Origin of the sequence: Serratia sp. L9 (assembly GCF_050632285.1) — a bacterium.
GTDB lineage: Bacteria > Pseudomonadota > Gammaproteobacteria > Enterobacterales > Enterobacteriaceae > Chania.
Window position 1 is genome coordinate 1483397 of record NZ_CP192591.1, and the last position, 20496, is coordinate 1503892.

Consider the following 20496-nt stretch of genomic DNA (forward strand, 5'->3'; position numbering starts at 1 on the left):
ATGCTGTTGTGTGTTCTCCCCGGCACGATAGTGAAAAAATTGGCCCATTTATTTGATAGAGAGTTTTTCCTATGTCACAGCCTATGCTTAAAAAGGATGTTTTTCTGGCTGCGCTGACTCGTCAGTGGCAGCGTTTTGGCCTCAGCACCGCACAGCAGATGACTCAGCATCAATGGTGGGAGGCGGTGAGCGCGGCGCTTGCCGAACAGCTGGCTGCGCAGCCAGCGCCGCGTAAAAGCGGTAAATCGCTGCGTCATGTGAACTACATCTCAATGGAATTCCTGATTGGCCGCCTGACCGCCAACAACCTGATCAACCTCGGCTGGTATGAGACGGTGGAAAGCGTGTTGGCAGAGCAGGACATCAAGCTGGCGGACCTGTTGGAACAGGAAACCGACCCGGCGTTGGGCAACGGGGGCTTGGGGCGTTTAGCCGCCTGTTTCCTGGATTCTATGGCCACGGTGGAGCAACCGGCTACCGGCTATGGCCTCAATTACCAATATGGGCTGTTCCGCCAATCGTTCAAAGAGGGCCATCAGCAGGAAGCACCGGATAACTGGCAGCGTGAGAACTACCCGTGGTTCCGTCATAATGCGGCGCTGGCGGTGGATGTCGGCATTGGTGGCAAAGTAGAAAAACTGGCCGATGGCCGCGAGTTGTGGCACCCGGCGTTGACCCTGCGTGGAGAAGCCTGGGATCTGCCGGTACTTGGGTTCCGTAATGGTGTGACCCAGCCGCTGCGTTTGTGGCAGGCAACGCATTCTCATCCGTTTGATCTGGGGGATTTCAACGACGGTAAATTCCTGCAGGCGGAGAAACAGGGCGTTGAAGCGGCCAAACTGACCAAGGTGCTCTATCCGAATGATAATCATCAGGCTGGCAAACGCCTGCGCCTGATGCAACAGTACTTCCAATGCGCCTGCTCGGTGGCGGATATTCTGCGTAAGCACCATCAGGCCGGGCGCAAAATTAAAGATTTACCGAAGTACGAAGTGATCCAACTGAATGACACCCACCCCACCATCGCCATTCCGGAAATGCTGCGTATCCTGCTGGATGAGCATCAACTGGATTGGGAAGCTGCCTGGGCGATCACCAGCAAGACGTTTGCCTACACCAACCACACGCTGATGCCGGAAGCGCTGGAGTGCTGGGATGAGAAGCTGGTGCGCAGCCTGCTGCCTCGCCATTTCTCTATCATCAAGCAGATCAACGCCAACTTTAAGCAACTGGTGGACAAACACTGGCCGGGTGATGACGCCGTATGGGCCAAATTGGCGGTACATCATAACAAGCAGGTGCGCATGGCGAACCTGTGCGTGGTCAGTGGTTTTGCGGTCAACGGTGTGGCGCAACTGCACTCGGATCTGGTGGTAAAAGACCTGTTCCCGGAATATCACCAGCTGTGGCCGAATAAATTCCACAACGTGACTAACGGGATCACGCCACGCCGCTGGCTCAAGCAATGTAACCCGGCGTTGTCACAGCTTATCGACACCCAGTTGAAGGTGGAGTGGGCCAACGATCTCGATGCGCTGAAAGGTCTGGAAAAATACGCCGATGATGCCGCTTTCCGCCAGCAGTACCAGCAGATCAAACGTGATAACAAAGTAAAGCTGGCCAACTACGTTCACAGCGTAATGGGGTTGACGCTCAACCCGGATGCGATCTTCGACGTACAGATCAAACGTTTGCACGAGTACAAACGCCAGCACCTGAATTTGCTGCATATTCTTTCACTGTATCGCCAGATTCGTGATAACCCGAACCTGGACATGGTGCCACGCGTGTTCCTGTTTGGCGCCAAGGCGGCACCCGGCTATTACCTGGCGAAAAATATCATCTATGCGATCAATCAGGCCGCAGAGAAGATCAATAACGATCCGATCGTCAAGGATCGTTTGAAAGTGGTCTTTATTCCGGATTACCGCGTTTCTGTTGCTGAACTGATGATCCCGGCGGCTGATATTTCCGAGCAGATTTCCACGGCCGGTAAAGAAGCTTCGGGTACCGGGAATATGAAACTGGCGCTGAACGGTGCGCTTACCGTTGGTACGCTGGATGGGGCTAACGTTGAGATCGCCGAGCAGGTGGGTGAAGACAATATCTTTATCTTCGGTAACACCGTGGACCAGGTTAAGGCGCTGTTGGCCAAAGGCTATGATCCGCTGAGCTATCGCAAGAAAGACAAACATCTGAAGGCTATCCTGGACGAGCTGGCCAGTGGCGCATTCAGCCACGGCGATAAACACGCATTCGACATGATGCTGCACAGTATGCTGGAAGGCGGCGATCCGTATCTGGTGCTGGCGGACTTTGCTTCCTATTGCGAAGCCCAACGGCAGGTAGACAAACTGTACCGTGACCGCGATGAGTGGACGCGTCGCACTATCCTTAACACCGCACGCGTGGGTATGTTCAGTTCGGATCGTTCGATCCGTGACTACCAGCAACGCATCTGGCAAGCCAAGCGTTAAGGAGAGCGAATGAGTAAAGGTATCGATAAGGCAGCCTCCCAGGCCGGGATTGCTGCCGATTACATCAATGCCCATGGACAGCGGCAGGCTATTTCGCCAGAGACCAAACGCAAACTGCTGGAGGCAATGAACAGCACCCCATTGCATCTGCAAACGGCTCCTTTACCGCTGGTTAAAGTCTTTTATCACGATCACCCGGTGGCATTGCCGCTGGGTGGCAGTGGAGAGTTCCATTGGGTTTTGCGCCTGGAAGATGGCACCCAGCAGCAGGGCCGCGCCAGTGCGCGTAAAACCTTGACTCTGACGGGGGAATTGCCACTGGGTTATCACCAACTTACCTTGACTCAGGGCGAGCAGCAATGGGCCTGCCGGCTGATTATCGCCCCCAGACGTTGTTATGAACCGGATGCCCTGCTGACCGGCAAGAAGCTGTGGGGTGCCTGCGTGCAGCTTTATACCCTGCGTTCCGATCGTAACTGGGGTATTGGCGATTTTGGCGATTTGCAGGCCATGGTTGCCGAAGTTGGAGCGCGTGGCGGTGCTTTTGTCGGGCTTAACCCGGTCCATGCGTTGTATCCCGCCAGCCCGGAAAGTGCCAGCCCTTATAGCCCTTCTTCGCGGCGCTGGCTGAATGTAGTGTACATCGACGTCAACGCGGTGGAGGACTTTCAGCTCAACCAGGCCGCGCAGAAATGGTGGAACAAGGCGGCGACGCAAAAGCTGTTGGCGAAAGCCCGTAATAGTGATTTGGTCGATTACAGCGCTGTTATGCAGTTGAAACTGGCGGCGCTGAAGCTGGCTTTTCCGCAGTTTCAGGCCCGTAACGGCAAAGATGTGTTGAAGCAGCAGTTTGAACACTTCGTTGGCGAAGGGGGCAGCAGTCTGTATCAGCAGGCGGCTTATGATGCGCTGCATGCGCACCTTTCAGCCAAAGACGAGGGTATGTGGGGCTGGCCTGCCTGGCCGGAAGAGTACCAGCAAGGTAACGGCCCGCAGGTGGAGGCGTTCTGTAAGCAACATGAGAACGAAGTCACTTTTTACCTGTGGCTGCAATGGCTGGCTGCCAGCCAGTTTGCCTTGTGCTTTAGCCAAAGCCAGCAGCGGCAGATGCCTATTGGCCTGTACCGTGATCTGGCGGTGGGCGTGGCAGAGGGCGGCGCGGAAACCTGGTGTGAACGGGAACTGTATTGCCTGAAAGCCTCGGTAGGTGCCCCGCCGGATATCCTTGGGCCGCTGGGGCAAAACTGGGGATTACCGCCGATGGATCCGCATATAATGGCGGCGCGTGGCTATCAACCCTTTATCGATCTGCTGCGTGCCAATATGACCAGTTGCGGGGCCCTGCGTATCGACCATGTGATGGCCATGCTGCGTCTTTGGTGGATACCTTACGGTGAAACCGCCGATCAGGGGGCTTACGTGGCCTATCCGGTGGATGATCTGCTGGCGCTGTTGGCGTTAGAGAGCCAACGCCATCACTGCATGGTCATTGGTGAAGATCTTGGCACCGTGCCGGCGGAGATCATCGGCAAGCTACGTGACAGCGGTGTTTACTCTTACAAAGTGTTGTATTTCGAGCACGATGCGGAGAATCAGTTCCGTGCGCCGCAGTCTTATCCGGTGCAGGCTATGGCGACCATCACCACTCACGATCTGCCAACGTTGCGTGGCTACTGGCAAAGCGGGGATTTGACCCTTGGCAATAAGCTGGGGTTGTATCCCGATGCAGAGGTGCTCAAAACGTTGTTTGCCGATCGTGAACGGGCCAAACAAGGCTTGCTGGATGGCTTGCATCGTTACGGCTGTGTGCCACAGAAAGTTGGTAAGAAGGCTGCATTGCTGGGTATGAGCCCGCAACTGAATCGTGGGCTTCAGCGCTACGTCGCCGACAGCGCCAGCGCCTTGCTTGGCCTGCAACCGGAGGATTGGCTGGATATGGCGGAGCCGGTCAATATTCCCGGGACCAGCGAGCAGTATCCCAACTGGCGGCGCAAGCTGAGTCATACGTTGGAAGAGATGTTCGCCGATCGGCAGGTGAATCGCTTATTGAAGGATTTGGATAAGCGGCGGCGCAAGGTTTCGGTTGGGTGATCGTGCCAGCCGCGCAGTTTTTTCAATACGGACCTGTAGCACACGGCATGCAGCGGCCCTAACAGGGCCAGGTCCAAGGATGGACCTGGTAATCAAGCGCAGGTAGTAACGCTGCCGTTTGAAACACGGCGGATTTATCAGTAGTAAGAGTGTTCGCCGCGTTGGTGCTCGGTCAGATCTCGTACCCCTTTCAGTTCAGGGAACTTCTGCAACAGCTCTTTCTCGATCCCTTCCTTCAGCGTAACGTCAACCATGGAACACCCGTTGCAACCGCCGCCAAACTGCAGGATAGCCAGCCCGTCTTCGGTGATTTCCATCAGCGTTACGCGGCCACCGTGGCCAGCCAGTTGTGGGTTGATCTGTGATTGCAGTACGTATTCTACGCGCTCCATCAGTGGCGCATTTTCGTCCACTTTACGCATTTTGGCGTTCGGGGCTTTCAGCGTCAGTTGTGAACCGAGCTGATCGGTCACGAAGTCGATTTCGGCATCTTCCAGATAAGGCGTGCTCAACTCATCGATGTAAGCAGACAGCTTTTCGAATTTGAGTTCGGTATCCGTTGCCTCTACCGCATCAGGCGGGCAATAAGAAACGCCGCATTCGGCCGTTGGCGTGCCCGGGTTGATCACGAAAACGCGGATCTGGGTGCCTTCTTCTTGGTTTGCCAGCAGTTTGGAAAAGTGTTCCTGTGCAGCATCTGTTATACGAATCATAGCATTAGCTCAGTAGTTGACTTCTATAGTAGGTTATAATACGCCCATTGCCCTGGTACTACAACGTGCGGCAGACGCACCAGATCTGTAACGATGCGACGCCCTGTTTATGTAACAGTGTAGCTATTTCCACCGCCGTACTGCCAGTGGTTACGACATCATCCAGTAGTGCCACATGCCGCCCAGTCAGGTCTCCCTCACAATGGAAAGCACCACGCAGATTACGCCGCCGCAGGCGCGCTATCAATTGCTGCTGCGGCAACGTTGCCCTGATGCGGCACAAGGCGGCGGGGCGATATTCACAGCCCAGCCAGCGGGCCAGCGGCTTGGCCAGCAGATCGCTTTGATTATAGCCGCGCTGCCAGCAACGTTTGTTCTGTAAGGGTACTGCTAAAACGATTTCCGGTCTGTTCAGATGTTGCTCTCGGTGAGCCTGTAACCAGTGCAGTAGCAGCAGGCGTGCCAATGTAGGGGCCAGTGCCGGCATTTTCTGGAATTTGAGCCGCTTAATCAGGGTGCTGATTGGCGGGCGGTAGTCGGTGGCGAAAACCAGTGCCTGCCAGGGAGGGGTTTTTGCAGGCAGCGCCCGCAGGCTTGGTGCGGATCGCCGCTCGGCAGACCGCAACGTGGGCAGCAGCAGGGTTTGGCGGGCAACGAACGCAGGCAGTAACTGCATAAACCCTGTGGTTGCAGTACTAAGGGTTGCTGGCATAGCCAACAGCAGCTGTAGATTGGTAGCATAGTCTTTTGCTTCCGCTTATCGGTAGTTTGAAAGATCACAAGTAAGAAGGACATTAACTGATGATAGGGCTTTATTGGCACACCCTGGGAGAGGGCGATCGCGATCTTGTGTTGCTGCACGGATGGGGGCTGAATGCTGAAGTGTGGGGTTGCATGTTGCAGCGATTGGCCCCGCATTTTCGTCTGCACCTGGTGGACCTGCCCGGCTATGGTCGCAGTCAGGGGTACGGTGCCCTCTCATTATCGCAGATGGCCGAAGTACTGCTGGTAGCAGCGCCTGAGCGAGCCTACTGGTTAGGTTGGTCGCTAGGTGGGTTGGTGGCCGGGCAAATAGCGCTTATGCAACCTGAGCGGGTGGCAGGGCTGATTACCGTGGCTTCTTCCCCTTGTTTTACGGCGCAAGAACAGTGGCCGGGGATCCGCCCAGAAGTGCTGAGTGGTTTTCAGCAGCAGCTTAGCGATGATTTCAAACGCACCGTAGAACGTTTCCTGGCGTTACAAACTTTGGGAACAGAGAGTGCCCGTCAGGATGCGCGCTTGTTGAAAAACGTGGTTCTCAACCAACCTATGCCGAGCGTCGAGGTGCTGAATGGTGGCTTGGAGATGCTGCGAACCGTCGATCAACGCCAGCAATTAATGGCCCTGACGCTGCCGGTGTTGCGTATTTATGGCTATCTTGATGGGCTGGTGCCGCGCAAGGTGGCCAACTTGTTGGACGAGCTGTGGCCAAATTCCTCTTCGATCGTGATAGCAAAAGCGGCCCATGCACCTTTCATTTCTCATCCAGAGGAGTTCTCCCGCACTATTTGCCAATTCGCGGCAAGCTAGCAGGGGCAGGGAGTGGCGGGAATATCGTATTGATTGCAGTAAAGAAAAGCACAAAAGAGCGCTAAAACATTAGCCAATAGGTGGATAAAAATCAAACCTGTTCAATACTTGAAGGGGTAAATGCGTGGCTGAAAAGTGAAAAAAGCTGAATGTTTTTTTCTCTTTAGCGGTTTTTTCTGGGAAAAGAGCTTCGTCATGGAAAGCAACGGGGCTCTTGGATATCGCGGCAGCCAGATTTGATTACGCATTTATTTGTCAGGAGCTTTCATAACAACTAATTTATCCATTAAGAGGTATGGTCATGAAATCATTAAAGATGATAGTTGCAGCATTGATTGTAGGTTCGGTGTCTTTCAGCGCGATGGCCGCAACGCTGCTAACCAAAGAAGATCTGGATAAGAATCCGGGTAAGTACGAGAAAATTGGTACCGTAACCTCAACGGCCCAAGCGACCGATCCCATGGATCTGAAAGAAGAACTGTCCAAACTGGCTGATGAAAAAGGTGGTCAGTATTATGTTGTGCTGGCAGCTCGTGAGCACGGTAAGTTCAGCGCTGTAGCTGAAGTGTACAAAGATAAGTAATACCCTCGCAAGCAAGGGGCGCAGCTGCGTATCGCGCCCCTGTCTTCAGTTTTTCCAACGATAAATCACGGTGTTGCAAGCCTGACCTTGTGGGCAATTTTTGCAACTGCCGCTCAGGCATTCACGGCTATCCTGCTCAATACGCTCCACTTTCCCCATCGCAGTCAGACGCTCCAGCATCGCCTCCACCAACGGCAAGGGCGTAGCCAACTGGCGGCTCAACTGCTGTGCCTGAGCGCTGCCCTGTAGGGTAAGCGCATCACGAATTTGCAGCAGGCTGGCCATCAGTGGCAGTCACTTTGCGGCTTCTGGCAGCAGGCTGCCGGTGCTGCACTGCGCAGGCGAATGGTTACGCGGCTACGGGCTTTACGCAAGCTCAGTAACACCAACGCGTTGAACAGTAACACCAACACAATGGCTATCATGCTGTATTGCGGGTGCTGATTGAACGTGGCTACCTGATAGAACAATGTCGCCAGCGAGTAAGCCACATTCAGCCCCCACAGAATTGAGAAGGTCATCCAGCCACGGCTGGATTCACGCGCAATAGCGCCCATAACCGAGACACAAGGCACGTAAAGCAGCACGAAAATCAGGTAACTGTAAGCAGAAATCGAGGTGCCGAACTTGCTGCTCATCATACCCATAGAGCCAGCGCCCATTTCCCCATCGCCCTTGCTGGCTTCGATTGGGTTGGAAAGCACACTGAGGCTGAAGGTCTCTTTCAGGCCCTGCCAGGTTTCCTGTGCGGCGGCGGCCAGTTCATCCAGCAAGTTGAAGTTTTCTGCATCGAAAGGTTCATTGGTGATGTGCTCTGCGGTGTACAGCGTGTTAAGCGTACCAACCACCACTTCTTTCGCCATTGCCCCGGTAACCAGGCCGACGGTAGCCTGCCAGTTATCGCTGTGCACACCCATTGGCTGCAACAGTGGAGTCAGTACTTTTGAAACCGACGCCAGCGCCGAATCATTGATGTTGTCTACCGGTTTGCCGCTAAACGAGAAGCTGTTCAGGCCGCCGATAAAGATGCTGGCTATCACGATAACTTTACCGGCGCGCAGTACAAAGCCTTTCAGACGCTGCCAGGTTTGCAGAAGCAGGCTCTTCATATGCGGCACGTGGTAGACCGGCAGTTCCATAACGAATGGCGATGCTTCGCCACGCATGATGGTGTACTTCAGGATCAGGCCGGTGAGGATCGCGACGACGATACCCAGCATATACAGCGAGAACACCACGCTGGCGCCGTCCTGGCCAAAGAAGGCCGCAGCAAATACCGCAAAGATGGCCAAACGCGCGCCGCAGGACATGAAAGGCGCCATCATGATGGTGATCAGGCGTTCGCGGGGCGCATCCAGCGTGCGTGCGCCCATAATCGAGGGTACGTTGCAGCCAAAGCCGACGATCAGCGGAACGAAGGATTTACCCGGCAGCCCGAGAGCCTGCATCAGGCGGTCCATGACAAACGCCGCACGAGCCATATAACCGGAGTCTTCCAGGAATGACAGGAACAGGTACATCATGCCGATCTGGGGCACCAGAGGCAGCACGGTATTGATACCGCCACCTACGCCCTGGGCCAGGAAAATAGTCAGCCAATCCGGGAAGTGCAAGGTATAGCCAATCCACTGGATACCCTGGATAAAGATGGCGGCCGAGCCGAGATCGAAAATCGGCTGCAACGCACCGCCGATATTGATCGCCAGCAGGAACATCAGATACATCACCAGCAGGAAGATAGGTACCCCCAGCCAGCGGTTGAGAATCACTTTATCGAGTATTTCGGTCAGGCGATTTGGCAACGCCTGCTGGGAGTTACTGACCGCATCGCAAATGGTGGCGATAGACTGGTAACGTGCATCGGCAATCACCAACGCGGGTTCTTCTTGCTGCTGCTGTTGCAGGGCCAGCCTGGCCTGCGGCAGCATTTCACTGGCGTTACCGGCTAACTGATGGCTGTAGATGTCACCCTCCAGCATTTGCAGCGCCAACCAGCGGCGCTGCTCGGTTGGCAAATTCTGCGGCATAGCATCGGTCAGCCGGGTTATTTCGTTCAACAGCAACGGCGGATAATTGACCAGCGCTTTCAGTTCATTGAGCTGATGGTGGTCAACCGCTTGCTTGAGGGGCCAATCCCGTCGGCTTTGGTAGAAACCAAGGGCACCACCGGGCAACCGAGGCGTGCAGAAAGGGCGGAGATATCAATTTCGATATGCTGGCTTTTGGCGATGTCCTGCATATTGAGCGCTACGATGCACGGAATGCCAAGCTCCAGCAGTTGCAGCGTCAGGTAGAGATTTCGTTCCAGGTTGGAGGCATCGACCACGTTGATCAACAAATCAGCATCGCCGCTCAGGATATAGTGGCAGGCAATCTGCTCATCCAGAGAGGTTTGTTCAGAGATGGTGGTTAGCGAGTAAGTGCCGGGTAAATCCACCAGCGTGACCTGAGATTGCGGGGTACTAAACTGGCCTTCCTTGCGTTCGACCGTTACCCCGGCCCAGTTACCTACCCGCTGGCGCGATCCGGTGAGCTGGTTAAACAGCGTGGTTTTCCCTGAATTCGGATTACCGATTAGGCCAACAGTGATTTTTTTCATAATCCAACGTGATATCAGTCAATTAATAGCGGCCATGAGTGGTATATGGCAAAAGCCTGAGTCGAGGGATGGCGAATTAGGGTTGGCCATCAAGCAGGATCAGGTCCAAATCTTTTCTGCGTAACACCAGGCTGACACGGCGCGTTCTAATTTCTATCGGGTCACCAAGTGGTGCAACGCGCACCACGTCGAACGTCGAGCCGGGCAACATGCCGAGCGACAGCAACTTCTGGCGATAGGCCGGGCTGATTTCGCTGGAGAAGCCGGTGATCTTGTATGTCTTTTTAGGAAAAAGCCGCATGTTGCCTTCTCGTGATTTGGACGCTGAGTTGGAACGTCGCTTTCAGAACTATTTGCCGCCCAGACTACCTGCGAATTACGGTAAATGGGGCCTGGATCGCCGACCCTAAAAGTCGTTCAGCATACACGCAGAATCATAGTGATAACGATTATCGTATTCAATACAAGAAGTGTGGGCATTGGTCAAAAATTGTAAGTGCAGTCACATTTGGCATGCGGCTGTTTGATGGCATAGTTTTAGCATTAAGCCAAAAGCAGTGCAAATGGGCGCAATAAGTTAATAAGGTTGCAAATTTGTACGTTTGACTGGCGTTCTGAAACATTTTTTAAGCAAGTCTGACCTTGTAGGATCGCTTGAAATATTCCTGTTAAGGATCCGATAACATCTCTTTCTGTAAATGAGAGGGGTAACTATTTGTGTTTAAGGCAGAATCATCAAGCGGCAAAGCCAGTGTTAATCGCCATGTTAATAAAAGAGGAAGAGACTGACTGAAAGGCAATTAATGATCGGGTGGGCCTAATGCGAAATTATTCGGTACAAAAATATGTCTTTTTCTTGCTGCACATCAAAAATTGGATGCTGGAGGTGATGCCTTTCACCTGTTCCCTCCCCCGAAGGAGAAGGAACGGGTTGGTGTTTTTATTACTTTTTGCCAAACGCGGCGGCTAGCGCGTCACCCATGGCGCTGTTACCTGCCGGGGCGTTGTTGCGTGGTTTGGCTTTATTGGCCGTGGCTGGCTGGCGAGAAGTGTTGTCGCGTGCCGGGGCGTTATTGTTGCCACCGCCACGGCGTGGGGAACCTTCACCCGGCTGTTCGTCCAGGCGCATGCTCAGTGCGATACGCTTGCGCTGCAGATCGACCTCCATCACCTTCACTTTGACGATGTCGCCCGCTTTCACCACGGTGTGTGGGTCTTCCACAAACTTGTCAGCCAATGAAGAGATATGAACCAGGCCGTCCTGATGAACACCAATATCGACAAAGGCGCCAAAGTTGGTGACGTTGGTGACGGATCCTTCCAGGATCATGCCTACCTGCAAATCTTTCAGCGTTTCCACGCCTTCGGCGAAGGTGGCGGTTTTGAATTCCGGGCGGGGATCGCGGCCTGGTTTTTCCAGCTCTTTCAAAATGTCGGTTACCGTTGGCACCCCGAATTTCTCATCGGTGAAGTCGCTGGCTTTCAGGCTGCGTACCGCGCTTGGGTTGCCCATCAGATCCTGCAACGCCTGGCGGGTCGCGGCCAGAATGCGCTCAACTACCGGGTAAGTTTCCGGGTGAACGGTTGAGGCATCCAGCGGGTTATCACCGTGGTTGATGCGCAGAAAGCCCGCACATTGCTCGAAGGCCTTCGGCCCTAAGCGGCTGACTTTCAGCAACTGTTCGCGGTTGTTAAACCGGCCATTTTCATCGCGCCAGGTGACGATATTCTGCGCCATCATTTTTGTCAGGCCAGCTACACGGGTCAGCAGGGGAACCGAGGCGGTATTGAGATCAACGCCGACTGCGTTCACGCAGTCTTCTACCACCGAGTCCAGTTTCTTCGCCAATTGGCTCTGGCTGACGTCGTGCTGGTACTGGCCAACGCCAATGGATTTAGGATCGATCTTGACCAGCTCCGCCAGCGGATCCTGCAGACGGCGGGCGATGGAAACTGCGCCACGCAGGGAAACATCAAGGTTCGGGAATTCCAGCGCGGCCAGTTCAGAGGCGGAATACACCGAAGCACCCGCTTCGCTGACGATCACTTTCTGGGCTTTGACTTCCGGGAACTGTTGTTGCAGTTCAGCAAAGAAACGCTCGGTTTCACGTGAGGCGGTGCCGTTGCCGATGGCCACCAGTTCAACCTGGTGTTTGATGCACAGCGCAGCGACCACCGTGGCGGCTTTGGCCGCCTGCCCGGTGTGTGGGTAGACCGTATCGGTGGCAACCAGCTTGCCGGTCGCGTCGACAACCGCCACTTTGACCCCGGTGCGCAAACCGGGATCGAGGCCCATGGTGGCACGCATACCAGCAGGTGCGGCCATCAGCAGATCGTGCATGTTACGGGCAAAGACGTTGATGGCCTCATCTTCTGCACGCTCACGTACGGTGCCCATCAGTTCGGTTTCCAGATGCAGCAGCACCTTGATGCGCCAGGTCCAGTTAACCACGGATTTGCGCCAGGCATCGGCCGGTGCGTTGTTCAGGCGCAGGTTGAGATGATTAATGATAATCAGCTCACCCTGGCTTTCACGCGGGGTTTCTTCAAACTGCGGGTCGGCATTCAGCGCCAGTTGCAGTACGCCTTCATTACGGCCACGGAACATCGCCAGTGCACGGTGTGAAGGCACCTGCGCAATAGGTTCGTGGTGATCGAAATAGTCGCGGAATTTCGCGCCTTCTTCTTCTTTAGCTTCCAAAACCCGGGACACCAGATGGGCGTTTTTCCACAGGTAGTCGCGCACCTTGGCCAGCAGGGTGGCATCTTCGGCAAAGCGTTCCATCAGGATATAGCGCGCGCCGTCCAGCGCTGCTTTGACATCGGCAACGCCCTTTTCGGCATCCACAAACTGCTCGGCCAGCTGTTCTGGCTGCTGTTGCGGGTCTTGCCACAGTGATTCGGCCAGCGGTTCCAGACCGGCTTCGATAGCAATCTGCCCGCGGGTGCGGCGCTTGGGTTTATATGGCAGGTAGAGGTCTTCGAGTTCGGTTTTGCTTTGGGTGGCGTTAATCGCCCCTGCCAGTTGATCGGTCAGCTTGCCTTGCTCCTCAATCGATTTGAGGATGGTCTGGCGGCGATCTTCCAGTTCACGCAGATAGCCCAGGCGAGTTTCCAACTGACGCAGTTGGGTGTCATCCAGGCCCCCGGTGACTTCCTTACGATAGCGTGCGATAAACGGCACGGTATTACCTTCATCCAGCAGGCGGATAGCGGAGTCAACTTGCTCCGGTCGGGCCTGTAGTTCGGTTGCAATAATGCGGCTCAGTGGGTCAGTCATAGGTCAGGTATCTGTTAGGGACGATAATCAATAGGGGGACAGTTATACGGTTTGCAGGGAGAAAATGCCAGTCACCCGTGGTTTTTCAAGCAGGGAAAGCCATTCGGAAAAGCCCGAATTATTCGCGCTCTTTGACGTATTCAATCTCATTGACCGACCAGAAGGCTTCACCAGCCGGTGTCTGTACCGTGGCCGTATCGCCAACCTCTTTTTTCAGCAGCGCACGGGCCATCGGGGAATCGATGGAGATATAGTCTTTGCGGCCAAAGATTTCGTCGTAGCCGACGATGCGGAAACGTTTGAGATCGCCGTCATCGTTTTCGATCTCTACCCAGGCACCAAAGAATACACGGCCTTCCTGCTGCGGCGAGTAATCGACGATTTTCAGTTGTTCGAGGCACTTGGTGAGATAACGCACCCGGCGATCGATCTCACGCAGACGCTTTTTATTGTATTGGTAATCGGCATTTTCACTCCGATCCCCCAGGCTGGCCGCCCAGGTCACTTTTTTGGTGACCTCCGGGCGCTCTTCCCGCCAGAGATAATCCAGTTCTTGCTTTAGTTTGTTGTAACCCTCTCGGGTGATCAGCATTGTTTTCATCAATCATCGATCCATCAAGTCACAGGGGGCAATTGCTGTTGGTCTTAGGGGGATTCTCGCATAAAGTAACCTCCTGTACCCGTCGTCTTTCAAGCAGCAGCGCTCAGTCACCCCTTAAGGAAGCGCCAGGGTGGGTGCCTGGCTGTGCTGTACAGGGATGTACAAATGACGCGGGCACACGAATGCGCTAAAGCGGCCAACATGAAATCCCTCGGGCAGGTAATCTTTTCTCTGTGGGCGGTGTTAAATCACCGCAGTTTAATAGCCCTGATTTGAGTGAAAATTGTTGATATTTGGGCAAAAGAATAAGCTTTGTAACAATTTCGTCTAGAATGTATACCATTAAACGCTGTCAGTAATGATGCGGTTTTTTAACAATACGAGGCTGTTGCCAAATAGCCGCCAGCGGGATCAACGCATCAGTGCGGGCCACAGCCTAGAATCAGGCAATACAGCCTTTGGGAGTAAGACAATGCAAGAGAATCACAAGATTCTGGTCGTCGATGATGACATGCGCCTGCGTGCGCTTTTAGAACGTTATTTAACCGAACAGGGTTTCCAGGTACGCAGCGTAGCCAACGCTGAGCAAATGGATCGTTTGCTGACGCGTGAGTCTTTCCATCTGATGGTGCTGGATCTGATGTTGCCGGGGGAGGACGGGTTGTCAATTTGCCGTCGTCTGCGTAGCCAAAGCAACCCGATGCCGATCATTATGGTGACCGCCAAGGGTGAAGAGGTAGATCGTATTGTCGGGCTGGAAATTGGTGCTGACGACTATATTCCCAAACCGTTCAACCCACGGGAGTTGCTGGCCCGTATCCGCGCGGTACTGCGCCGCCAGGCCAATGAATTGCCGGGAGCGCCTTCTCAGGAAGAAGCCGTGATTGCCTTCGGTAAATTCAAACTGAACCTCGGCACGCGCGAAATGTTCCGTGAAGATGAACCTATGCCATTGACCAGCGGTGAGTTTGCCGTGTTGAAGGCTTTGGTCAGCCACCCTCGCGAACCGCTGTCACGCGATAAACTGATGAATCTGGCCCGTGGCCGTGAATACAGCGCGATGGAGCGCTCCATCGACGTACAGATTTCGCGCCTGCGCCGCATGGTTGAAGAAGATCCGGCTCATCCACGCTATATCCAGACCGTATGGGGTCTTGGCTACGTCTTCGTGCCGGATGGCACCAAGGCATGAGACGATTACGCTTTTCACCGCGTAGCTCGTTTGCCCGAACTTTGCTGTTGATTGTCACCTTGCTGTTCGTCAGCCTGGTGACTACCTATCTGGTGGTGCTCAACTTCGCTATCCTGCCCAGTCTGCAGCAGTTTAACAAGGTCCTGGCATATGAAGTCCGTATGCTGATGACTGACCGGCTGCAGCTGGAAGATGGCACTTTGCTTGAGGTGCCGCCAGCGTTTCGGCGCGAGATCTACCGTGAGCTGGGGATTTCGCTTTACACCAACGCGGCTGCGGAAGAGAGTGGGTTGCGCTGGGCGCAACACTACCAGTTCCTCAGCCAGCAGATGGCGCAGCAACTGGGTGGGCCAACCGAAGTACGAGTCGAGGTAAATAAAAATACTCCGGTGGTCTGGCTGAAAACCTGGTTGCAGCCAGACATCTGGGTACGTGTGCCGCTGACTGAAATTCATCAGGGCGATTTCTCGCCGCTGTTCCGCTATACCCTGGCGATTATGTTGCTGGCGATAGGCGGGGCCTGGCTGTTTATCCGCATTCAGAACCGCCCTCTGGTAGAGCTGGAGCATGCCGCCGTGCAGGTCGGGAAAGGTATTATCCCGCCACCGCTGCGTGAATATGGTGCTTCAGAGGTGCGTTCCGTCACCCGGGCCTTCAACCAGATGGCCTCAGGTGTGAAGCAGCTTGCCGACGATCGTACATTGCTGATGGCCGGGGTGAGCCACGATCTGCGGACTCCATTGACGCGTATCCGGCTGGCAACGGAAATGATGAGTGCCGAAGACGGCTACCTGGCGGAGTCGATCAATAAAGATATCGAAGAATGTAACGCTATTATCGAGCAGTTTATTGATTACCTGCGCACCGGCCAGGAAATGCAGACCGAAATCAGCGATCTGAATGCCATTCTGGGCGAAGTGGTTGCCGCAGAAAGCGGTTACGAGCGAGTGATTGAAACCGATATCCTGCCGGGTGAGCTGATGATGAATGTTCACCCGCTCTCCATCAAACGTGCTGCGGTGAACATGGTGGTGAATGCGACCCGCTATGGCAACGGCTGGATCAAGGTCAGCAGCGGGCGCGAGTTGCAACGCGGCTGGTTCCAGGTGGAGGATGATGGCCCCGGTATCAAGCCGGAAGAGCTCAAGCACCTGTTCCAGCCTTTTGTGCGTGGTGACAGTGCGCGCAGCACCAGCGGTACCGGACTAGGGTTGGCGATCGTACAACGAATTATCGATGCGCATGCAGGTATGCTGGAGATCGGCACCAGTGAACGTGGTGGATTGCGCATCCGTGCTTATATCCCGTTACCCATCGAGAAGAAAGAAGCCTCCAGCGGGCAGCAGACTGCCAAAGATAACGCCTAGTTTTTCTCCCTTCGGATAGTGCTGCCTTGTGCAGCGCTATCATTATTGATTGCCGATAGAACTGAACGGCTCCCGGAAAGAACATAAAAAAAGACGCGGCTAACCGCGTCTTGGCATGGCTTGGGCAGGGGATATTTGCCCCTGCCAGAGGGTGTTACAGTTTCGGACCTGCGCTGACCAGAGCCGCGCCTGCCGGTGTATCGGTGTACTTGTCGAAGTTGGTCGTAAAGCGGTTCGCCAGATCGTGCGCCTTCTCTTCCCATTGCTCTATGCTGGCATAGGTAGCGCGTGGGTCAAGAATGGCAGGATCAACGCCAGGCAAGGCGGTTGGCATGGCCAGATCGAAGATTGGCAGCGTGATGGTTTCTGCCTTATCGATTTCACCGTTGAGAATGGCATCGATAATACCGCGAGTATCCTTGATCGAGATACGCTTGCCAGTGCCGTTCCAGCCGGTATTGACCAGATAAGCCTGGGCGCCAGCGGCCTGCATGCGCTTGACCAGCACTTCGGCGTACTGAGTCGGGTGCAGTGACAGGAATGCGGCACCGAAACAGGCGGAGAAGGTAGGTGTCGGCTCGGTAACACCGCGCTCAGTACCGGCCAGTTTCGCGGTGAAACCGGACAGGAAGTGGTACTGGGTCTGGTTGGCTGTCAGGCGTGATACTGGCGGCAGTACGCCGAAGGCGTCGGCTGTCAGGAAGATCACCTTGGTAGCATGGCCCGCTTTTGAAACCGGCTTGACGATGTTCTGGATGTGATAGATCGGGTAAGAAACACGCGTGTTCTCGGTCTTTGAACCGTCGTTGAAATCCACGGTGCCGTCGGCCAGCACGGTGACGTTTTCCAACAGTGCATCGCGTTTGATGGCGTGGTAGATATCTGGCTCAGCTTCTTCAGACAGCTTGATGGTCTTGGCGTAGCAGCCACCTTCGAAGTTGAACACGCCGTCGTCATCCCAGCCGTGCTCGTCATCGCCGATCAACTGGCGTTTCGGGTCGGTGGAAAGCGTGGTTTTGCCTGTGCCGGACAGGCCGAAGAATACCGCCACATCGCCTTTCTCGCCCACGTTGGCCGAGCAGTGCATAGAGGCAATGCCTTTCAATGGCAGCAGGTAGTTCATCATTGAGAACATACCCTTCTTCATCTCGCCGCCGTACCAGGTGCCACCGATCAGCTGCATGCGTTCAGTCAGATTGAATGCCACGAAGTTTTCGGAGTTCATTCCCTGCTGCTGCCAGTTCGGGTTGGTGCACTTGGCGCCGTTCATCACCACGAAATCAGGCTCAAAATCCTGCAGTTCTTCTTCGCTTGGGCGGATAAACATGTTCTTCACGAAGTGTGCCTGCCAAGCCACTTCGGTGATAAAGCGTACTTTCAGGCGGGAATCTGCGTTGGCGCCACAGAAGGTATCAACGACAAACAGACGCTTGCCAGAGAGTTGCTCGGTAACCAGTTTTTTCAGGTCTGCCCAGACTTCAGGGCTGAGAGGTTTGTTGTCGTTCTTGCCTTTACCTTGGTCGGCCCACCAGACGGTGTCCCGGGTGATATCATCGCGGACGATGTATTTATCTTTTGGAGAACGGCCGGTAAAGATGCCGGTATCAACGGCCACGGCCCCTAATTGGGTTACTACACCACGCTCAAATCCTTCAAGAGAAGGATCCGTTTCTTCCTTAAACAGTAATTCATAACTTGGATTGTGAACGATTTCACCAACGTTATGAATACCATAAGCGGCAAGATCCTGGTGGGTTATACCTTTAACACGCATGTCACTGCTCCTTGATCACAGAATTTCTGGCGACAATTGTAGGGAATCAGCCCACAGTAACAGCGATAGGTATCAAATATTTAACGTTTTAAACGTTTTTTAGTTACGTTATGAGATGTAGCACACGGAAAAAAGCAAGCCTGCAAACGGTGTGGGTTGGCGTGCGCCTTATGGCGCACGCCAAGGGGTGGGTATAACTTAGTGCAACTGTGGATTGCTGTCGGTTGTACCCGCATAGAGGCTGGCAATGTCCACTGAGTCAAATACGTAATGATTGCCGCAGTAATCACAATGCATATCAATGTTGCCATCTTTTTCTAACATTTCGGCAACTTCTTCCGTGGGCAGCGTGATCAAGGCATCGGCACAGCGCTGGCGCGAGCAGGTGCAACGGAAGATGACGTCCTGCGGCTCATACAAGGTGACTTCTTCCTGGTGGTACAGGCGATACAGCACTTCGTTAGCTGGCAGGGTGAACAGCTCTTCATTCTTGATGGTGGCGGTCAGTTGCACCAGATGGTCGAAATCATCGGCATTACCGTCCTGGGCTGGCAGCACCTGCAGCAGCATGCCACTGGCGGCTGGTTTACCTTCGGCTTCACCGGTACGGATAAACAGGCGCGTTGGCAGCTGTTCTGACTGACGGAAATACCCTTCCAGACATTCGGCCAGCGTGTCACCTTCCAGGCCAACGACCCCCTGATAGCGCTCACCCTCAGATGGGCTGATAGTGATCACCATAATGCCGTTACCGAGCATCTGGTGCAGGGTACTTTCTGCTGCAATGTCCCCTTCGACACGAGCAACGCCACGCATCTCCTGGCGATTATTGCCGTTGATCACCGCCAGCTTCAGCGGGCCATCGCCCTGAACCTGTACGGTAATGTCACCGTCAAACTTCAGCGTTGCTGTCAGCAGGCTGGTGGCAACCAGCAGCTCACCAAGCAGCGCCTGTACCGGAGCGGGGTAGTCATGATTGGTCAGGATGTGCTGATAGGTTTCGCTGACGGTAACCAGCTCACCGCGCACCGCGTAGTTTTCGAACAGGTAACGGTGCAATTGGTCATGGTTGGACATAGTTTTCTCTCATCGAGGTGAGGGTTTATTCCGGCTCACCAAATTTAAATTTAATCAAATCGCGCCGCTCTTTTTTGTCCGGCCGGCGATCCGGGTGAGGCATGGTCAGCGCATTCATCTTGCGTGCCAGCGCCATTTTCTCGCGATTGGCGATGCTGTCTTGTGTTTCCTGATACATCTGTTGAGCCTCACTGGCTCCCCGCCGCTGGCTGGTGACGGCTAGCACAATCACGGTGCGTTCTTCGTTGCCCTGGCGCAGCTTGATTTCGGCATTAACCTCGACCACCTTGCTCGGTTTGCCACGCTGGCGGTTGTAATGCACTTTACCGCCGTCAATCATTTCGCGGGCTAACGCGCGAGTTTTATAAAAACGGGCTGCCCATAGCCATTTATCCAGGCGTACGGCATCGTCATCCGGTGTTGCTTTGGCTTTCATTGCTCCCTCCGTTCCAACGCGGGTATCAACTGGCGGTAATCGCTCATTGAAGGATAACGCTGGAAAGTTTTACTCGCCATGCTGGAATCCGGGTTCTGCACACCCAGACAGTAGCGGATACCAAACGTGCGGGCAGCGTCCAGAATAGGTTCACCATCATCCACAAATAGCGTGCGCTGCGGATCAAAACCGGTTTGCTGTTGCACCGCCTGCCACAGCCGCTGATCTTCTTTCGGATAACCAAATGTGTGGGTGGAAAGTAATAAATCAAGGTGCTGGTCCAAACCCGTGTGTTCAACTTTCACCGCCAGGCTATGCGGATGGGCGTTGGTCAGCAGAATAGTCCGCTGCCCTGCATCGCGTAATGCCTGTAAAAAAGGCTTGGTATCTTCACGCAAGCGTGCGCGGTTACCGACTTCGTTGGTCATCTGGTAGATATCCAGATTAAGCCGTTCACACCAGTAATCAAAACAGTACCAATTCATCGTGTGTTGCACGGCCAGGTATTCGTCATAAATGATTTTACGGGCGTCATCGAAAGAGATGGCTCGTTGCTCACTTAATGCCTGCGGTACCCGTTTTTGCCAGAAATAGTTGTCGAATTCCAAGTCCAGCAGGGTGCCATCCATATCCAGCAGTACGGTATCAATATCGTGCCAGTCAAACTCAGGAACCATGTGAAAACTCCATAGGCGGATCGAGGCCCGCAGATAATAGCGTTAGCCTAGCATACTGGA

The 20496-nt window shown here is 54.3% G+C and carries 15 protein-coding genes and 2 pseudogenes; 6 read left to right on the plus strand and 11 right to left on the minus strand.

Translation table 11 applies throughout. The features are described from left to right. Nucleotides 1-71: 71 nt before the first annotated feature. Entirely contained in the window at nt 72-2477 is a 2406-nt protein-coding gene (gene malP / locus ACQ86O_RS06905; protein WP_431224633.1) for a maltodextrin phosphorylase, read from the plus strand. 9 nt (nt 2478-2486) lie between these two features. Continuing rightward, on the plus strand, nt 2487-4568 hold the full coding sequence (gene malQ, locus ACQ86O_RS06910) for a 4-alpha-glucanotransferase (protein WP_431224634.1): 2082 nt from the start codon (nt 2487-2489) through the stop codon (nt 4566-4568). Between the two features lie 137 nt (nt 4569-4705). Here the strand turns inward: malQ and nfuA are convergent, their stop codons facing one another. Beyond that, nucleotides 4706-5281: a Fe-S biogenesis protein NfuA gene (gene nfuA, locus ACQ86O_RS06915; protein ID WP_431224635.1), complete on the minus strand. Its 576-nt coding sequence runs from the start codon at nt 5279-5281 to the stop codon at nt 4706-4708. Nucleotides 5282-5339: 58 nt separating this feature from the next. Continuing rightward, nucleotides 5340-6022: pseudogene (gntX, locus tag ACQ86O_RS06920) on the minus strand (DNA utilization protein GntX). A gap of 60 nt (nt 6023-6082) precedes the next feature. Here gntX and bioH point away from each other — a divergent pair. Together bioH and ACQ86O_RS06930 are read left to right on the plus strand one after the other, a co-directional pair. After that, on the plus strand, nt 6083-6850 hold the full coding sequence (bioH, locus tag ACQ86O_RS06925) for a pimeloyl-ACP methyl ester esterase BioH (RefSeq protein ID WP_431224636.1): 768 nt from the start codon (nt 6083-6085) through the stop codon (nt 6848-6850). Between the two features lie 301 nt (nt 6851-7151). After that, nucleotides 7152-7433, plus strand: coding sequence for a YdgH/BhsA/McbA-like domain containing protein (locus ACQ86O_RS06930; protein ID WP_431224637.1), 282 nt, complete (start codon nt 7152-7154; stop codon nt 7431-7433). A 45-nt stretch (nt 7434-7478) separates the two neighbouring features. On the opposite strand, the gene ACQ86O_RS06935 is transcribed toward ACQ86O_RS06930, so the two are convergent. The 5 genes and pseudogenes from ACQ86O_RS06935 to greB all read right to left on the minus strand — a co-directional run bounded on the left by ACQ86O_RS06935 (nt 7479) and on the right by greB (nt 13913). Continuing rightward, nucleotides 7479-7718 (minus strand): FeoC-like transcriptional regulator, encoded by a 240-nt coding sequence (locus ACQ86O_RS06935; protein WP_431224638.1) that lies wholly within the window; start codon nt 7716-7718, stop codon nt 7479-7481. Next, nucleotides 7718-10032 (minus strand): annotated as a pseudogene (gene feoB / locus ACQ86O_RS06940) (Fe(2+) transporter permease subunit FeoB). Before feoB ends, ACQ86O_RS06935 begins: the two are co-directional and overlap by 1 nt. Before the next feature lie 76 nt (nt 10033-10108). After that, a complete protein-coding gene (feoA, locus tag ACQ86O_RS06945) occupies nt 10109-10333 on the minus strand; it encodes a ferrous iron transporter A (RefSeq protein WP_431224639.1) in 225 nt (74 codons plus the stop codon). Between the two features lie 642 nt (nt 10334-10975). Next, a complete protein-coding gene (locus ACQ86O_RS06950; protein ID WP_431224640.1) occupies nt 10976-13312 on the minus strand; it encodes a Tex family protein in 2337 nt (778 codons plus the stop codon). Between the two features lie 118 nt (nt 13313-13430). Beyond that, nucleotides 13431-13913 carry a transcription elongation factor GreB gene (greB, locus tag ACQ86O_RS06955; protein WP_431224641.1) on the minus strand — a complete coding sequence of 161 codons (483 nt, stop codon included), beginning with the start codon at nt 13911-13913 and terminating at the stop codon, nt 13431-13433. Nucleotides 13914-14385: 472 nt separating this feature from the next. On the opposite strand from greB, the gene ompR reads away from it, so the two are divergent. Both ompR and envZ read left to right on the plus strand, forming a co-directional pair. Beyond that, nucleotides 14386-15105: an osmolarity response regulator transcription factor OmpR gene (gene ompR, locus ACQ86O_RS06960; RefSeq protein WP_037402839.1), complete on the plus strand. Its 720-nt coding sequence runs from the start codon at nt 14386-14388 to the stop codon at nt 15103-15105. Next, entirely contained in the window at nt 15102-16472 is a 1371-nt protein-coding gene (gene envZ / locus ACQ86O_RS06965; protein ID WP_431224642.1) for a two-component system sensor histidine kinase EnvZ, read from the plus strand. Before ompR ends, envZ begins: the two co-directional genes overlap by 4 nt. 154 nt (nt 16473-16626) lie before the next feature. Here the strand turns inward: envZ and pckA are convergent, their stop codons facing one another. The 4 genes from pckA to yrfG all read right to left on the minus strand — a co-directional run bounded on the left by pckA (nt 16627) and on the right by yrfG (nt 20436). Beyond that, nucleotides 16627-18246, minus strand: coding sequence for a phosphoenolpyruvate carboxykinase (ATP) (gene pckA / locus ACQ86O_RS06970; RefSeq protein ID WP_431224643.1), 1620 nt, complete (start codon nt 18244-18246; stop codon nt 16627-16629). Nucleotides 18247-18444: 198 nt separating this feature from the next. Then, complete coding sequence (hslO, locus tag ACQ86O_RS06975) at nt 18445-19323, minus strand: Hsp33 family molecular chaperone HslO (RefSeq protein ID WP_431224644.1); 879 nt, start codon at nt 19321-19323, stop codon at nt 18445-18447. Between the two features lie 25 nt (nt 19324-19348). Beyond that, entirely contained in the window at nt 19349-19759 is a 411-nt protein-coding gene (hslR, locus tag ACQ86O_RS06980; protein WP_431224645.1) for a ribosome-associated heat shock protein Hsp15, read from the minus strand. After that, nucleotides 19756-20436 (minus strand): GMP/IMP nucleotidase, encoded by a 681-nt coding sequence (yrfG, locus tag ACQ86O_RS06985; protein WP_431224646.1) that lies wholly within the window; start codon nt 20434-20436, stop codon nt 19756-19758. Before yrfG ends, hslR begins: the two co-directional genes overlap by 4 nt. Nucleotides 20437-20496: the final 60 nt, after the last annotated feature.